This is a genomic window from Flavobacterium sp. CR10 (assembly GCF_055814415.1).
Genome location: NZ_CP185985.1, coordinates 3,297,202 through 3,313,829, shown reverse-complemented (window position 1 = coordinate 3,313,829; position 16,628 = coordinate 3,297,202). Strand labels below are relative to the sequence as shown.

Genomic DNA, 16,628 nt, shown 5'->3' with positions numbered 1-16,628 from the left:
GTATATCTAAACCTTTAAAATGATCTTTTCCAAAAAAAAAAAACGCCTCAAATAAATTCGAGGCGTCTGTGATTATTTTTTCTCTTCATTATTCAATTTATCATCGAATTTAGGTTCTTTGCCTTTGAACTTTTTGGTGTCAGCGTCAAAATTTTCATCATTGGTCAACACTTCATCATGTTCTTTATATTGATGTTTTCTCATATCATTTCGATGATCTCCCCCGCCTTGTTCTTTAGGGTTTGGGTTTTTCTGGGTTTGATTATTCTTTTCCATAATTTCTTCGTTTTTAAATGATTATTAAAATTAAGTCAAATACAATGGTCTTGGTTATAGAATCTTTTTTAAAAATTATAAAATGAAACGGCTTTGATCAATTCGCTTTATTTCGAAAATCCGTTAAATATCGCAGTTTTCATTTTGCCATATTTTGAGAAACATCAATAAAACTGTATCACAAAACAACTGGCATATTATTAGAATACAACAACTTAAATTAAAAACTTTAAAATTATGGGCTTGTATCAACTTCAAAAAACCGCACTTGTCATTATTGATCCATTTAATGATTTTCTTTCTGAAGGAGGAAAATTATTTCCTGTAACAAAAGAAACTGTTGAAGGAAATAAAGTGGTCAGCAACATCAAAAAACTATTGACAGCTGCGAGAGAAAAGAAAATTCAGGTGATTTATGCACCGCATCGCCATACGCAGATAAGAGATTATTTGAACTGGAAGTTTATGGCACCTTCACATTTAGGAAGCAAAAGCATTACTTTGTTTGAAAAAGGTTCTTGGGGAGCCGAATTTCATCCTGACCTTATTATGCAGGAAGGAGATCTTATGGCGCAAAATCATTGGACAGCCAGCGGTTTTGCCAACACCGATTTAGATTTTCTTTTGCGTCAGCACAATATTGACCAAATTGTTCTTGCTGGAATGAGAGCCAATACCTGTATCGATTCGACAGCTAGATTTGGTGTCGAATTGGGTTATCACGTCACTTTAATCAAAGACGGAATTGGTGCTTTTAATTGGGAAGAAATCAAAGCAACGGTGGAAACCAATTTTCCTAATTACGGGCATGTTCTTTCATCAACCGAAGAATTCATAAACAATATCAATTCTTAAAAATGGAATCTTTTACCGAAAGCACCACAACAGCCATTATCAATGCGCCTTTAGAAAGCATTAATTTGACAGAATGGCTTTTTACTTTAAAAGATAAAGAATATCAGGAATGTTCTGCTTCGCATATCGCTGCAGGAAGTTCAGTAACAGAAGATGGCCTAAGAACATCTATAAATGTGGAAGAGATTGCTGGAAATTTATTGATTCAGCATTATGTGGAAGATATTTCTAAAAGAGACCATTGTGCTGTTAATTCAGTTTCTGATTCTTTGTCTCCTCTCGGCCGCACCACTTTGATTATAAAATGGGAATTGAAAGTAAAAAAACGTTCTGATTCCTCATGCGAACTTTCTAATCATGTTGTGATTTCGCTCACCGAACATTTTCTTCAACTGCTTAATGAGGCTGGCGTTTCAGATTTAGAACCCGTTCGTATTAATATGAAAGATAATTTGGAGGCACATAATATAGAAGAGACGCCGTTGTTTGCTGCAAACATTCAGAAAAAGGCTTTGTCTGGTGTTTGGAGGTAGATTAGCTAATCTAAAAAACAACACTGATTATCAATGAATTGACAATTATCAAACTTCAATATTGAAAATCAGTAGTTTAAACGTAACTTTGCAACCTCAATAAGTTACAACAAATTATGTGGATTATATGCCATGAATGCCAAGGACAGGGCAAAATAAATCGCGGACTCAGTAAAAAAGCACAACGCCGTTATCAAACGGAATTGGCTGCATATGAGCAATCGCCAAACTCAGAAAATGCACCGGTTCGTCCAAAAGCTCATCTGCATTTGTGCACAAATTGTTCAGGGTCAGGATTAGTTCAATCTGAAAAGTATCTTGAACCCGATCTCACAAAACCGCATATTGCCATTATTGGCGCTGGTATTGGTGGTGTTGCATTGGCCGTAGCTTGTTTACACCGAGGAATTCCTTTTACGATCTATGAAAGAGATTCTAATTTTGATGCCCGATCTCAAGGCTACGGACTTACTTTACAGCAGGCCAGCAAAGCCATGAAAGGATTAGGAATTACTGCTTTAGAAGGTGTAATTTCGACAAAGCACATCGTACACAATACCGAGGGGAAAATATTGGGCGAATGGGGAACCAGGAAATGGCTGGAAACCGCAATAAAATCACCTACAAAACGCACCAACATACATATCGCAAGACAATCCCTGCGATTGGCTCTTTTGGAACAGCTTGGAGGCAATAATAAAGTGCAATGGGGACATCAATTAGTAAATCTAAGAGAATCTGAAAATGGTGTTAAACTAGATTTTCAGACAAACGGCGATATAAAAACAGTAAAAGCCGATCTTGTTGTAGGTGCAGATGGCATTAGAAGCGTTGTTAGAAAATTAATAATTGGCGAAGAAACTACACCGCTCCGTTATTTAGATTGCATTGTAATATTAGGAATTTGTCCTTTAAATTCTCTAGAAGAACTTTCGAGTGATTTGCTAGATAGTGAAACAATATTCCAGACTGCCAACGGAAACGAACGTATTTACGTAATGCCTTATACGGCCGATTCTATAATGTGGCAATTAAGTTTCCCTATGTCTGAGGAAGAAGCTAAAGAACTAAGTGCAAAAGGACCGCAAGCCTTAAAAGAAGAAGCTCGCAGAAGAACACAATGGCACACTCCTATTCCTCAGATTTTGAAAGCCACGCAAGAAAATCTAATTTCTGGATATCCTGTTTATGACCGTGAATTATTAAGTGCATCATTATTAGAAAAAAATCACAATATCACTTTGATTGGCGATGCGGCACATCCCATGAGTCCGTTTAAAGGACAAGGTGCCAATCAAGCTTTATTGGATGCTTTAAAATTGGCCAGAAAAATTTCAAAAGGCTGTAACGCTAAGTCAAAATGGAAAGAAAGAGGATTGAGAGAATGCGTATTAAACGAATTTGAAGCTGAAATGCTCGAGCGCAGTGCCGCAAAAGTAAAAGGTTCTGCCGATGCCGCACAGTTCTTGCATTCTGAAATCATACTTCAAGAAGGCGATGAACCTAGAGGGAGATGCCTTACGAGGGACAGAAAGACGAAAGATTAAAGATAAAAAAAGCTAAACAAGATTTGTTTAGCTTTTTTTTATAGAGTTAGTTTTCAACCATATACATGTAAATTAAACAATAATTTAATATTATTTTATAACTGAATCACATCTTATCTTTTTAATTTTATAATCTCATTTACAAACAACTAAAAAAATCACGTCATGAAAAATTTACAAATAAATTTCAGTCCAAACAACGAAACCTGTACAGACCGAACTTTGGTTTGTAATGGTGACAATAACGAATTAATATTTCGTAAAACTTATGTAGGAGATTGGGGAGATTGGGACGAAAAACCAAATAGCGCTTTAAAAGACGAGCCTATTTATCTGGATCAAAGTACAAGTTTTACAAATGCAGTTTAAACTAAAAACTGCTATAATCTATTAAGCAGTACAATTGTGGCATCTATTTAATTATGCGAGAACACTAATTGTATTGCTTAAATTTTCTTTATTTATAAAATCCAGAATAAATTCTTTTACTTCATTGCTTGCTTCTGTTCTGGTTGCAAACGAATTAATGTAAAATTCATCATCCTTATCACTAATATGAATAATTTCTGTATAGCCTCTGGTAATTAAGCTGCCTTTTAGCTTAATTAAGTTTACCTGCTGCTTTCCGTCAAGCTCTTTACGAACCTGTAATTTTATAGCTCTTTCCATATTCAAACAATTTTAAATAATTAACTATCATTCAGTTACTAAATTTAAAACATTTAATCTATCGAAATCAGATTTTAACACTGTTCGCAACGCATTATTTATCAACATATTATAAACATTTCTTCTTTTTTACAAAAGAAATACCAAATGCCAGTAAAATCAAGTGTTTCGAGATTAGTTCCCAGTAAAATCTTTGTCACTTAAGGTTTTCATGAATGCAATAAGGTTTTCTTTTTCCAGCTCGGTAAGCGGAATTCTGTTTCCGTTATTTTTAAAAATAGGATCTAGATTTTCTGCTTCCAAAACACCATTATCAAAATAATCCAAAACCAATTTTAATGTGGCAAACTGGCCGAAACTTCCATAAGGCGCTGTATATTCAACATTACGCAGACTTGGAACTCTAAAACTCATAAAATCAGACGGAATTCCGGTAACTCTTGCTCGTCCTGCTTCATTAGAATCTGTATTTAACGGAAAACCAATATTTCTAAAACTTTGGTCTGTAAACAATTCTGTGCTATGACAACTAGCGCATTTCTGCTGAAATGTTGCGTAACCTGCCGCTTCGCTTTCTGTAAACGACTGACCTTCTTTTCGTTTTACTTTATCATATTTGCTGTTAGCCGAAATTAATGTGTATTCAAACTGAGCAATACTTTTATAAATCCTGTCGGCAGTAATTTCCTGATCGCCAAATGCTTTTTTAAATAAATTTTTATAAGAAGCATCATCTTTAATTTTTCCGATCACTTCCAGAATAGATGAATCCATTTCTTCATGGGTAATAATTGGCACTAAAGGCTGTGTTTCCAACTGCAGTCTGCTTCCATCCCAATTAAAGAACTTTAGAAACATCAAATTCTGAAGCGGTGGTGCATTTCTTAGTCCAACTCTGCCGTCAATTCCAATTGCTCGTGCATTATGATCTGCAAAAGCATTCGCTTGAATATGACAGCTTGAACACGAAATTGTATTGTCTGCACTAAATCTTTTGTCAGAGAAAAGTTTTTCGCCCAATTCAGCTCCATATTTTGTAGGCTTGTTCAAACTCACATAACTGTTTACTTCTGGAAAATCAGCCGGAATAGACAATGAAAGTTCAGGATTATCAAAATAAATTTCACCAGAATCACTACTGCTACAGGAAGTGAAAAAGATTACGATTATGATGAAGCTGATTATTTTTTTCATTATAATAAATTTTAAAATAGAGCCGTCTTTATTTTCAGACGGCTCTGAAATTTAATTTAAATCAATAGATTAAATTTAATCTGTATAAATCTGCTTTAATCCTTTTAAATCTGCGTGAAAAAATCTATATGCAAAAAGTATTTCACGCAGATTTTAAAAGATTTTAACAGATTAAATTAGATTTTATATGATTAAAGTTTTCTCAATAGCCCTAGTTTTAACTACGGGATTTTTGAAATGTACACAAACTAGGCTTTAGCCAAATTAACGCGTTTATGCTAAAGCCCTAATTTTGCTAGATTTATGCACCTCCATCTAAAGAGGGAGGCAATTAAATTTGTAAATCAAAGCTTAATTTAGTTTTCTACGCTAGTAACAGAAAACATTCCTGAGATATCATTTGTTCCATTTCCTCCCAAATTATCCACAAATTTTACCATTTGAGCAGCAGTATGAACATTTGGAGTTGCATTATCGCCCATTCCTGTTCCTGTTAATAATGTAATGGTATTGATTTTTCCGCTCAATAATTTATCAAAATCAGCTTTAATTTTAATTTTTGGAGCTTTGCTTCCTACTACTGCATTTGTTGTAAGACTTAATGTAATATCTCTATAAGCATTTACACCTTGAGTATAAGCACCTTCTTGTCCTGCTACAGTACTTCCAGTATGAATAGACATTACTTTGTTATCTACATCATAAAATCCTTCAATTTTAGTGAAACGGTATCCTGTTCCCCACTCCCACATCATTTTAGTATCATTGGCTCCAGCTGCTGCGTAGAATAAAGGAAATCTTGTTTGATCTAAAGTATTTTGCTCAGTTTTAATACCTAAACCAAATTTAATCTGCTTGTAAGTTGCAGATGGCACATTGCTCAAAACATAGCTCAATGATACTGTTTTTGCTTGATCGATTACCATTGCACCTTTATCCAAATCATTTACGTTATAAGGCACTTCGCTTCCGTCATCTTTTATAAGACGGATATTGCTAATTACATATTTTACCTCAGAGAAATGGTGAATTTGTCCTGCTGCAGAAGTATTTGTTGTTGCAGAAGCCGAAGCTGCATCTCCTAAAACAATTGTCTTGTCTTTGAAAGTATTGTTGAATTCCAATGTTAGGTTGTTTGCTGCGGGATTATCATCATCACTTGAACATGATACAAATGCTAAAGCGGCCGCTGATAATACAAGGTATTTTTTTAAAGTTTCCATTTTGTGATTTTAATTTATTGTGTTTAAATTTAATTTTTATGTTTTGCTGATTAGAAATTCAATTTTAAAGACGTGAAAATATTACGTCCCATCCTCGGGATATTTCCCCAGTCAGCATACGTGCTGTAATATTCGTTTAATAAGTTCTCTGCGCCAATCTGTATTGTGCTTCTTACCTTATTGATTTTAAAAGAATAATCGGCAGAAATATTCCAAATTGCATAAGCTGCGGTCAAATCTTCGCCATATTCAGGACTGTAATTAATCTGTTCGAAATCGCCATTTACAGAAGTCTGGATTCCGAAATTTCTATACATATAATGCAATGAAGTCAGATAACTTAACGGACGAATAAAAGGCAGATTTCCTCCTTTATTATCCATTCCGCGAGCATAAGTCAACGTTCCTTTCCAGTGCAGATGTTCCAAAATATCATAATTCACATTCGCAGACATATTCAAAAGTGTCGCATAATCTAAAGAAGTATAGCCTTTTACTCCAACTGACTGATAATTCATTGGACTTCCTAAGCTCAAGATTTTACCAATAATATAATTATCAATGTAGAAATAGTTGATTTTTCCCTGAATGCTTAATCTTTCGTTTTTAAAACCTGCGCTTGCATTTCCTTCATACGAAATTTCATTTTTCAAATTCGGATCTCCGATATAATCATAACGGTCAAAACTATTGTAAATGTAATAACCGTAGCCTTCAGAAACAGATGGCGCTCTATGTCCATAACCCGTTCCAACAGAAAAATTAAATTGATCTATATTTAACTGATAACTGGCATTTAAACTTGGTAGAAATCTCGTTTTTTCCTGAGGCGCTCCAGGATGAAAAATCCAGTTGAACTCTATATATTTAGAATAATTGTAATTTACTCCCAAAGAACCTCCTAAAATCACCGTGCTTTTCTCTGAAAGTTCCCAAGAATTATTCATGGAAAGTCCTGCAAAACGTGTCGTTACCCAAGGCCAGCTATACGCAAACATCGTTCTCTCGCTTCGATCTTGCGGATACATGCGCATTTCTGCAATGGACAAATTATCGTAGGCATTCAACTGAATTTCTGACGAATAGTTATTTCTTTTCAAATTGGCTTTAGAAACCAATCCGTAAGTCGTGCTCCAACCCGGCATATCCATGTGAACCAGATTTTCAGGACGTGTGGTATCATCCATATAATGCTCGATTGCATTAAAATATACTTTTGTATCCACCACTCTAACCAATCCTTCTTCAAACAATTTTTTATAAGAAGCTGACGTAATCAGCGCACGTGAAAGCCATAAATCCATTGGCAAAGCAGGATAACCTACATCTTTTGCCACATCAAAAATCGCATCTAATCGTAAAGAAGATAAATCGCTGGTTTTATATGCCAATCCTAATGAAGTATTGAATTTATTGTATTGCGAATGCTTTACTTCATCATTATTTCCGTCATAATAATTATCTGCAGTTCGGTATGAAATGCTTCCGTCCGCAACAAATTTAGTTCCCGAATAAGAGATATTTCCTAAATTGAAAAACTGCTTATTATTAAACTCAAATCCTGTCTGATACGCTCCATTCCATTTTTTTTGAAGACCAAACGGCGTACTTTTTCTTTTTAAATCGATGCTTCCCGCAATGGTTGATCCGTGAAGACTTCCCTCCTGTCCCGATTTAATATCGATTGCTGAAAGATTGTTGCTTTCTACATAAGACGTAATTGGGTCCATTTTGTCGGTACAAGCACCAAACACGTGCATTCCGTCAATCGTAACCGTAGAACGTTCTGTGCTCATATTGTTTAATAACGGTTCCCACGCATAAGCTCCTCGTTTAATAAAACTGATATTTTCTGATGATGACAAAAATTCATCAACAGAAACAGCCATTTTCATCTCGGTTTCAATTTTCTTTTTCGTCGCATTTTTTACTGTTACTTCTTCTAAGTTTTTGATGCTGTCGTGATGTGCATGCTGATTTTGAGCCATTACAGACATTCCCAAAAAAAGCAGCATTATAATATATTTCATGTTATTAGAATAAAGTATCAATATAGAGTTCACTTTTCACGCCTTCTACTCCGGGCGTATGATCCGTTGGAACAATAGTCCCTTTTACGATCAATCCGTTTTGATTCATCATAATTAAATTCAATGTCCAATTACCTGTCATCGTATAATTAACCACACCATGATATAAACCATCGTTTTCCTGCACCAAATCCTTATTATTTGGCGAAGAATGATTTCCCATAGAAGGTTCAGGCATTCTAGGATCTAACTTTAAAGTATAACCCACAACTTTTGAATACGAAAATTGAGTTGGATCTGGAAAAGTTCCCGCAGGCGTTGTCGGTTTATTGTATTTGTAAACTCCAGCCACAAGCGGATTTTCTGAAACTGTTGGCTTTTGAGGAGAAACTAAAGCGATTACATATTGCTCTCCATCATTTCCTGCAAAAGCCGTCATGTTAAGATTCTTATTGGTTTGTTGTGCTACAGAAACATCTTTATTAATCTCATATTTTTGGTTATCAGCCGTAAAACTGATGTACAATTTCCAACTAGCCGTAGTTGAGCTTTCGCCAGTAAAAACAGAATATGCGCTGTAATATTTGTTAGCTGCATCATAAGCAACATTGTATTCATGAGGACAAGAACTTTTGCTTCCGTCGGCGTTACTCAAAATAGGAAGAAAAGTTACATCAGAAGAAGTCAGCTCCTGATTGTTTTGCGTATTAATAATTTTTAAATGAAGCTCATTATATCCTTTATAAAATATTCCGTTTAAGGCGTCTATACTTATTTTATAGTTACCGCTAGTAAACGAAGTTGCTTCTTTAAATTCGTAGCTTTCAGGAACTTCAGAACCGGTTTCAGCTTCGTAATCTGTTTTATCAATTGTACAGGAAGTAATCGCTAACAATAGTGCGATTATCCAAAAATTAAAAGTTTTCATTTGATGATGTTATAGAAAAAGTTTAAAATTCAGCCTTTTTGATATAATTTTTTGAATACCAAAAAGAGAATCAAAATGCTGTGAATGCGCCAAAAGAATGAAATAGTAAATGAAAAAAGAGTTTTTCTTTTCAATTACAAAAGAAGATCGGAATCAGTTTTAGAAAGAAAAAACAAATTATACGAAACCAATCCAAATTTTGAATTTGGAAGTGGGAATTTAAAAACTAAAAATGACCTACACTATATAGAGCGGAGGATGAAAAGTAAGATTAGAAGCCCCGATAGGTTTCTTTTCAAATAAAATTGAAGTATTTTCTTTTGATTCGATAACTGGAATTAAGCTAAAATTGATTTCAGCAGTATTTTGAACGTATACAAGCTCTAATTTATCTTTTAGACTGTCTTGCATTTTTCGTTCGTTATCTGAGTATTTTTTAATGCTTTTTTGAAGTTCACATCGGCCATTACAGCTGTTAAAGGCTTGCTTACGCTGCACACATATGGTTTTTGCGATTTCTTTCTGATTGATTTTAAAAGAAGCATAGACGAACAAGCTGCCAAAAGATGGCGACAGAATTAAAATAGAAAGCGCTATGATGATTACCCTTTTCAATTGCTTGTCCAATAGTTGCTGGCAAAAATACACACTATTCTTTATTTATTTTAATAATTCAACATTTTTTATTGGATAAGAAATATCCAATTGCATTCGTAAAAAAGCGAAGTCTTCATGAATTAACGAAATATCGCAAATAGAAAATCCTGTTTTCTTACTAATCGCTTTAAAATAAAGGCTTTGCAAATGAGGCACGCTAATTGGCTAAAATCTGGCATCATTTATAAATACAAAAATGTGAAATATGAAAATTAATCCAACATCCTTCTTTCTGCATGCCCCACCACGTACTAAACATAAAAAATTTCACTTCTTAATCTAGATTAACCAGTAGAACTTTCACTCTGTAATATATTTGCAGTGTAATCATAACAAAACAAAATAAAATACCACTTGTAAGTTTAAATTTTAAACCTATAAATCAATTTAAATTAAAAATATAAACAAATATTAATCTTAAAATCAAAAACCATGAGCACATTTACAGTAAAAGACGGAACAGAAATTTATTACAAAGATTGGGGAACAGGACAACCAATTGTTTTTCATCATGGATGGCCTTTATCAAGCGATGATTGGGACGCACAAATGATGTTTTTTGTTCAAAAAGGATACAGAGTTATTGCACACGACCGCCGCGGTCACGGACGTTCAAGCCAGACTTCTGTAGGAAATAACATGGAAACTTACGCATCAGACATTGCTCAATTAGTTGAGGCTCTTGACTTAAAAGATGCCATTCACGTTGGTCACTCAACAGGAGGCGGTGAAGTAATTCGTTATGCAGCAAAATACGGAAAAGGACGTATCGCAAAAGCAGTAATCATTAGCGCAGTACCGCCAATTATGATTCAAAGCGAATCTAATCCAGAAGGCGTGCCTTTATCTGTTTTTGATGAAATCAGAAAAGGAACAGGTTTTACCAGATCACAATATTTTTATGATTTTCCTATTCCTTTTTATGGATGGAATCGCGAAGGCCAAACCGTTCAAGAAGGAATTAAGCAAAATTGGTGGCGCCAAGGAATGATGGGTTCTGTATTATCTCATTATGAAGGAATTAAAGCTTTCTCTGAGACCGATTTTACAGAAGATCTTAAGAGTTTGGATATTCCTGTTCTTGTATTGCACGGAGAAGATGACCAGATTGTTCCTTATCATCAAGCGCCAAAATCAGCTAAGCTGCTAAAAAACGGAAAACTGATTTCTTACCCAGGATTCCCTCACGGCATGCCTACTACTGAAGCTGAGACTATCAATAATGATATTTTAGCTTTTATAAAATAACTCCAAAAATACAACTGTCTGCAAAATTCTTTGCAGGCAGTTTAACCTCCCAAAATCATGAGTGCATTACAACAACCCTATTTTGAAACCGTTACAGAAGCCTTACAATGGTTGAATTTACAAGGTTTTACAGAAAACTTCAATCTTGATACAGATTGTCTTCGATGCAATACCAACACTATTAGAATGTCTCCAGAAGAATTCAAAATCGAATATTTATTTCGTTTTGAAGGCGATACCGATCCTGGCGATGAAGATATCGTATACGGCATAACCTCTGACATCTACAATGTAAAAGGTGTCCTAACCAGTGCTTTTGGAATTTATGCAGACTCTACTTCTGCCGAAATGATTAAAAAGCTTTCTACTCATTAATATTAAAATAATAGCGTATCTCAACAAAATAACGATATATCGCTAGTTCTCTCGGAATCTAAATACTCTATAACTAATTGTAACTCTAAAAAATAAACATCATGAAACCATCATCTAACTTATTGACACCAGATAATCACGCCTTAGTACTAATCGATTTTGAAGGGCAAATGGCTTTCGCAACACACAATATTCCAGTAAGCGAATTACGTACAAATGTAGCTATCGTTTCTGGAGCATCAAAAATCTTTAATGTGGCAACAGTTGTAACTACAGTCGCAGAAGAAAGCTTCTCTGGCCCTGTTTTTCCTGAAGTTGAAGAATTTTATCCAATTGCTAATTCTGGATATATTGACAGAACTACAATGAATACTTGGGAAGACGAAAATGCCTATAAAGCTATTGTAGCAAAAAATAAAAAGAAAATTGTTCTTGCCGGATTATGGACAAGCGTTTGCATAGTTGGACCAGCATTATCGGCTATTGAGGAAGGTTACGAAGTTTACATTATTACAGATGCCTGTGGTGACGTAAGCAAAGAAGCTCACGAACGTGCTGTACAGAGAATGGTGCAAGCTGGTGCAATTCCTGTAACTTCTATCCAATATTTATTAGAACTTCAAAGAGACTGGGCACGCGAAGCTACTTATGGCCCTGTAACTTCTTTAATGAAAAAATATGGAGGTTCTTACGGAATAGGCATCCAATATGCACACACTATGTTGAAACACTAATCTAAAAGAGTTCATTTAAACCTATATACCTATCCGAGGCTCAACTCTAAATAATCGAATTATGAAAGCAGATTTAATTTTATTCAACGGAAAAATTCATAGTTTCAATCCAGAAACGCCAGACGTTACAGCAGTAGCCATTAAAGATGGAAAATTTATCGGAGTTGGAAACGACAGCGATATTATGCAGTTTGCTTCTGAGGAAACCAAAATAATCGACCTTCAGAATAAAAGAGCTGTTCCTGGAATAAACGATTCACATATTCACCTTATCCGTGGCGGATTAAATTATAATTTAGAATTGCGTTGGGACGGAGTTCCTTCCCTAGCCGATGCGCTTCGAATGCTGAAAGAGCAGGTAGACCGCACGCCAAATCCGCAATGGGTTCGTGTGGTTGGCGGTTGGTCGGAATTTCAGTTTGCCGAACGCAGAATGCCAACTTTAGAAGAAATCAATGCTATTGCGCCAGATACTCCTGTTTTTATTCTGCACTTATACGATAGAGCCATTATGAACAGAGCTGCGCTGAGAGCTGTTGGTTACAACAAAAATACTCCTGCGCCTCCGGGTGGACAAATAGAGCGCGATTCAAACGGAGAACCAACAGGACTTATTATTGCAACGCCAAATGCGATGATTTTATATTCTACTTTGGCTAAAGGTCCTACTCTTTCTTATGAGCATCAGATCAATTCAACGCGTCATTTTATGAAAGAACTGAATCGTTTCGGAATCACAAGTGTCATTGATGCTGGTGGCGGATTTCAGAATTTTCCAGACGATTATAAAGTGGTTAATGAATTGAATGAGAAAAATCAATTAACGGTTAGAATTGCGTACAATCTTTTCACACAAAAGCCAAAACACGAATTTGAAGATTTTTCAGATTGGATTGATACGGTAAAATTATATCAAGGAAATGATATGTACCGCCACAATGGCGCTGGTGAAATGCTGGTTTTCTCTGCCGCTGATTTTGAAGATTTTCTGCAGCCAAGACCAGATCTTCCAGAAAATATGGAAGCCGATTTAGAAAAAGTGGTTCGTCTTCTGGTAGAAAACCGTTGGCCATTTAGACTGCATGCGACTTATAACGAAAGTATTACGCGATTTTTGAATGTTTTTGAAAAGATAAATCAAGACATTCCTTTTAACGGACTTCCTTGGATATTTGACCACGCTGAAACGATTGACGAAAGAAACATCGAACGTGTAAAAGCTTTAGGTGGCGGAATTGCTGTACAAAGCAGAATGGCGTATCAAGGGGAATATTTCACAGATCGCTACGGTACGAAAGCCGCTGAAAATACACCGCCAATTAAGAAAATGATCGAAATGGAAGTTCCTGTCGGTGCGGGTTCAGATGCAACGCGCGTTAGCAGTTACAATCCGTGGGTTTCAATGTATTGGATGACCGTTGGTAAAACTGTCGGAGGATTGCAATTGTACAACGAAACCAGATTGAATAGACAAACTGCTTTGGAATTGTATACCAGAGGAAGCGCTTGGTTTTCGCAAGAACAAACTAAAAAAGGAGATGTCAAAGTAGGCATGTTTGCCGATTTAGTGGTTTTAGACCGAGATTATTTTACAATTGACGACGAAGACATTAAAAAAATCGAAGCCGATTTGACTATTGTAGACGGAAAAATTGTGTATGCAAACGGAGATTTTTCTTCTTTCTCCCCGCCTCATATTCCGATTTTGCCAGATTGGTCACCAACAAATATTTACAACGGATATCCTGTGAGAAGCGGTCTGCAGAGTGCAATTGAAAAAAATGCAAAAGCCGATGCAAAACCAAAAATAACATCGCAGATTCATAGCTGCAGCGGAAGTTGCGACGTTCATTTACACAATCACGATGCGGCTCGATTGAGCAATGTTCCAGTTAATAATTATAATGCATTCTGGGGAGCTTTAGGCTGTTCTTGTTTTGCTTTTTAAATTTTAAAGAAATGATCGAATTTATAAAACAAATATTGTACTCCGACTTAGGAACCTCATTCAACAATGCAGCGCTTTTAGCTTTTAGAGTTCTGCTTGCTGTTGAATTATTTAGAGTACACGGAATGAAGAAATTCAGAGTTGAAAACGGACAAAAAGAACATGTTCCAAATCCGTTGCATTTGCCAGAAAAACTAAACGGTTTAGTAGCAACGTTTTCAGATACTGTAATTCCGTTTTTCATTATTCTCGGACTTGGAACAAGGCTCGCTGTCTTGCCCACAATTGGCGTAACGGCAATTGGCTATTTTGTGGTTCACAAAAACGATTCGCTCGAAGTGCGCGATGTACCATACATGTACACTTTATCTTTATTACTGCTTCTTGCTCTTGGTGCAGGAACATATTCACTAGATCATTATTTAGTAACATTATTAAACAATTAATTTAAACACAAATATTTTTAAGACATAGAAACATAGCTTTTTGGGATTGAGTAAAAGGCGTTTCTCTTTGCATTAATACACATAGCATATTTTTATTCTCTCGCAGATTGAGCAGATTAGGCGGATATTTTCCATTACAAACTTTGTCAAAGTTTAAAACTTTGACAAAGTTCTCACAAAGCGTTAATAAATCTATGTGTTAGAAACTAGTTTCTTTCTTTATTCTTTTTCAAAATCAAGAAAAACCTATGTTTCTATGTGTTTATTCATTTAGATTCCTCCATAACTCATAACTCATAACTTATTAAATCCAATTTAAAATGAAAGCAAACATCGGAATCAAACAAGAAAACATCTCAAAAATCGTAGAGATTTTAACTAAAGTTCTTGCAGACGAATTTATACTTTACACCAAAACAAAAAGAGCACACTGGAACGTTGAAGGTCCAGATTTTTATAACAAGCATATTTTCTTTGAACAACAATATGATGCAATTGACGAAATTGTTGATACTGTAGCAGAAAGAATCCGTTCTTTAGGACATTATACTCCTGCTACTTTAAAAGATTTCTTAGCTTTAACACATCTTACTGAAGAATTACAAGAGAAAAATGACAGCAATGGTTTTATTAAAGAATTACTTTTAGATCACGAAAGCATTATTATTTATCTGCGAGAAAACATCAATCTTATTGCTAACGATCTGCAAGATGCAGGAACAAGCGATTTTATTACAGGTCTTGTAGAAAATCATGAAAAAATGACGTGGATGCTTCGCGCTCATTTAAACTAAAAAGAAATTATGGAAGTAAAACAAAACAATATCTGGTACGTAACCCTGCTTTTAACAATCATAGCAGGGTATTGCGATACCGTAACCTTTGTCGCCGCCGATTCGATATTTTCGGCGCACGTTACAGGCAACTTTATCGTATTTGCTTACCAGATTATCAAAGGCTCAGATCTTCATGCGTGGATAAAACTGCTTACTTTCCCTATTTTTATTATTGCGGTAATTACTGGAGGAAGAATTGCCTTAAAAGCCACTAATCGCTACACTATCTTATTTTGGGAAGGAATAATGTTGGTTTTAAGCGGCATTGCATCGTATGTTTTTGGTTACCTGCAAAATTTCGAAGAATGGACGATGTACACGGTTGCCATGACGACTGTATTTGCAATGGGACTACAGAATGCTTTTGGAAAGCTTTACGCCAAAGAAACACACGGCCCGACAACTATGATGACAGGAAACGTAACTCAAGCCTCTCTTGATTTAGGAAATTTATTAAAAAACGGATTTAAAGACGCTGAAGTTTTATTAAGTTTTAAAAAGCAATTAGTTACTATAATCGGATTTCTTGTAGGATGTTTTCTTGGAGCTGTTGCAGGAAAGTTTTTCGGATTAGGGACTTTAATTCTGCCAGGAATTGCTATGATTATTTGCTATTTGTACCATCGAGACAGCCAGTAAACAAGCTTTTTTGAATTGCAGTTTACTAATAATATACTATCTTTAAAGAATGGTTTTCTCTCTTTTTCCTAAAAAAGAAATGACGGATATTAGGTATAAAATAAAAATACAACCCAATAATATGGAAACAATAAAATTAGAATTAGACGAAAAAAAACATGGTGCTTTCAATCTATATGTTGACGGTAAAAAACTGGGAGAAATGACGGTAAGTATCAAACCTGATCTATTGACGGTTTATCACACTGGAGTTGAACCGGAAGCAGAAGGAAAAGGTTATGCAAAGAAACTTTTAGAAGAAATGGTATCGTATGTTCGCGCCAACAATTTGAAGGTTTTGCCGCTTTGTCCTTATGTGCACGCTCAATTCAAAAGACATCCAGATGAATACGAAGATATTTGGAAGAAATCTTAAGCTCTTTAGTCTATAAATATTAAACACATAGAAACATAGATTTTTCTTGATTTTGGAAAAGAATAAAGAAAGAAA

Annotated in this window: 19 protein-coding genes; 12 read left to right on the top strand and 7 right to left on the bottom strand. The window is 35.2% G+C overall.

Features of this window, described 5'->3' with window-relative positions:
- Positions 1 to 72: 72 nt before the first annotated feature.
- A complete protein-coding gene (locus tag ACNRYB_RS14590; protein ID WP_343706197.1) occupies positions 73 to 276 on the bottom strand; it encodes a hypothetical protein in 204 nt (67 codons plus the stop codon).
- Positions 277 to 513: 237 nt separating this feature from the next.
- Here ACNRYB_RS14590 and ACNRYB_RS14585 point away from each other — a divergent pair, with 237 nt between their 5' ends.
- From ACNRYB_RS14585 to ACNRYB_RS14570, 4 genes are all read left to right on the top strand, one after another.
- The gene (locus ACNRYB_RS14585) at positions 514 to 1,131 is read left to right on the top strand and encodes a cysteine hydrolase family protein (RefSeq protein WP_129747465.1); all 618 of its coding nucleotides are present in this window, start codon (positions 514 to 516) and stop codon (positions 1,129 to 1,131) included.
- 2 nt (positions 1,132 to 1,133) lie between these two features.
- Positions 1,134 to 1,664 (top strand): hypothetical protein, encoded by a 531-nt coding sequence (locus ACNRYB_RS14580; protein ID WP_129747463.1) that lies wholly within the window; start codon positions 1,134 to 1,136, stop codon positions 1,662 to 1,664.
- Between the two features lie 116 nt (positions 1,665 to 1,780).
- Positions 1,781 to 3,211, top strand: a complete 1,431-nt coding sequence (locus ACNRYB_RS14575; protein ID WP_473727699.1) for an FAD-dependent oxidoreductase — start codon at positions 1,781 to 1,783, stop codon at positions 3,209 to 3,211.
- A gap of 165 nt (positions 3,212 to 3,376) precedes the next feature.
- Complete coding sequence (locus ACNRYB_RS14570; protein ID WP_343706193.1) at positions 3,377 to 3,580, top strand: hypothetical protein; 204 nt, start codon at positions 3,377 to 3,379, stop codon at positions 3,578 to 3,580.
- A 51-nt stretch (positions 3,581 to 3,631) separates the two neighbouring features.
- On the opposite strand, the gene ACNRYB_RS14565 is transcribed toward ACNRYB_RS14570, so the two are convergent.
- From ACNRYB_RS14565 to ACNRYB_RS14540, 6 genes are all read right to left on the bottom strand, one after another.
- A complete protein-coding gene (locus ACNRYB_RS14565; protein ID WP_343706192.1) occupies positions 3,632 to 3,880 on the bottom strand; it encodes a hypothetical protein in 249 nt (82 codons plus the stop codon).
- A gap of 174 nt (positions 3,881 to 4,054) precedes the next feature.
- On the bottom strand, positions 4,055 to 5,074 hold the full coding sequence (locus ACNRYB_RS14560; RefSeq protein WP_473727698.1) for a cytochrome-c peroxidase: 1,020 nt from the start codon (positions 5,072 to 5,074) through the stop codon (positions 4,055 to 4,057).
- Positions 5,075 to 5,430: 356 nt separating this feature from the next.
- A complete protein-coding gene (locus ACNRYB_RS14555) occupies positions 5,431 to 6,297 on the bottom strand; it encodes an MbnP family protein (protein WP_473727697.1) in 867 nt (288 codons plus the stop codon).
- Positions 6,298 to 6,347: 50 nt separating this feature from the next.
- Positions 6,348 to 8,327, bottom strand: coding sequence for a TonB-dependent receptor plug domain-containing protein (locus tag ACNRYB_RS14550; RefSeq protein ID WP_473727696.1), 1,980 nt, complete (start codon positions 8,325 to 8,327; stop codon positions 6,348 to 6,350).
- Between the two features lie 4 nt (positions 8,328 to 8,331).
- On the bottom strand, positions 8,332 to 9,255 hold the full coding sequence (locus ACNRYB_RS14545; protein ID WP_473727695.1) for a hypothetical protein: 924 nt from the start codon (positions 9,253 to 9,255) through the stop codon (positions 8,332 to 8,334).
- A gap of 237 nt (positions 9,256 to 9,492) precedes the next feature.
- Entirely contained in the window at positions 9,493 to 9,870 is a 378-nt protein-coding gene (locus ACNRYB_RS14540; protein WP_343706187.1) for a hypothetical protein, read from the bottom strand.
- Between the two features lie 474 nt (positions 9,871 to 10,344).
- On the opposite strand from ACNRYB_RS14540, the gene ACNRYB_RS14535 reads away from it, so the two are divergent.
- From ACNRYB_RS14535 to ACNRYB_RS14500, 8 genes are all read left to right on the top strand, one after another.
- Positions 10,345 to 11,160, top strand: a complete 816-nt coding sequence (locus ACNRYB_RS14535) for an alpha/beta fold hydrolase (RefSeq protein WP_473727694.1) — start codon at positions 10,345 to 10,347, stop codon at positions 11,158 to 11,160.
- 57 nt (positions 11,161 to 11,217) lie between these two features.
- The gene (locus ACNRYB_RS14530; protein ID WP_129747447.1) at positions 11,218 to 11,535 is read left to right on the top strand and encodes a phosphoribosylpyrophosphate synthetase; all 318 of its coding nucleotides are present in this window, start codon (positions 11,218 to 11,220) and stop codon (positions 11,533 to 11,535) included.
- Positions 11,536 to 11,636: 101 nt separating this feature from the next.
- A complete protein-coding gene (locus ACNRYB_RS14525) occupies positions 11,637 to 12,269 on the top strand; it encodes a hydrolase (protein ID WP_129747445.1) in 633 nt (210 codons plus the stop codon).
- A gap of 61 nt (positions 12,270 to 12,330) precedes the next feature.
- A complete protein-coding gene (locus tag ACNRYB_RS14520; protein ID WP_473727693.1) occupies positions 12,331 to 14,217 on the top strand; it encodes an amidohydrolase in 1,887 nt (628 codons plus the stop codon).
- Positions 14,218 to 14,228: 11 nt separating this feature from the next.
- Positions 14,229 to 14,663, top strand: a complete 435-nt coding sequence (locus ACNRYB_RS14515) for a DoxX family protein (protein WP_129747441.1) — start codon at positions 14,229 to 14,231, stop codon at positions 14,661 to 14,663.
- Between the two features lie 320 nt (positions 14,664 to 14,983).
- Positions 14,984 to 15,457, top strand: coding sequence for a Dps family protein (locus ACNRYB_RS14510; protein WP_129747439.1), 474 nt, complete (start codon positions 14,984 to 14,986; stop codon positions 15,455 to 15,457).
- Positions 15,458 to 15,466: 9 nt separating this feature from the next.
- Positions 15,467 to 16,138, top strand: a complete 672-nt coding sequence (locus ACNRYB_RS14505) for a YoaK family protein (protein WP_129747437.1) — start codon at positions 15,467 to 15,469, stop codon at positions 16,136 to 16,138.
- Between the two features lie 49 nt (positions 16,139 to 16,187).
- Entirely contained in the window at positions 16,188 to 16,553 is a 366-nt protein-coding gene (locus tag ACNRYB_RS14500; protein WP_410501064.1) for a GNAT family N-acetyltransferase, read from the top strand.
- Positions 16,554 to 16,628 lie beyond the last annotated feature (75 nt).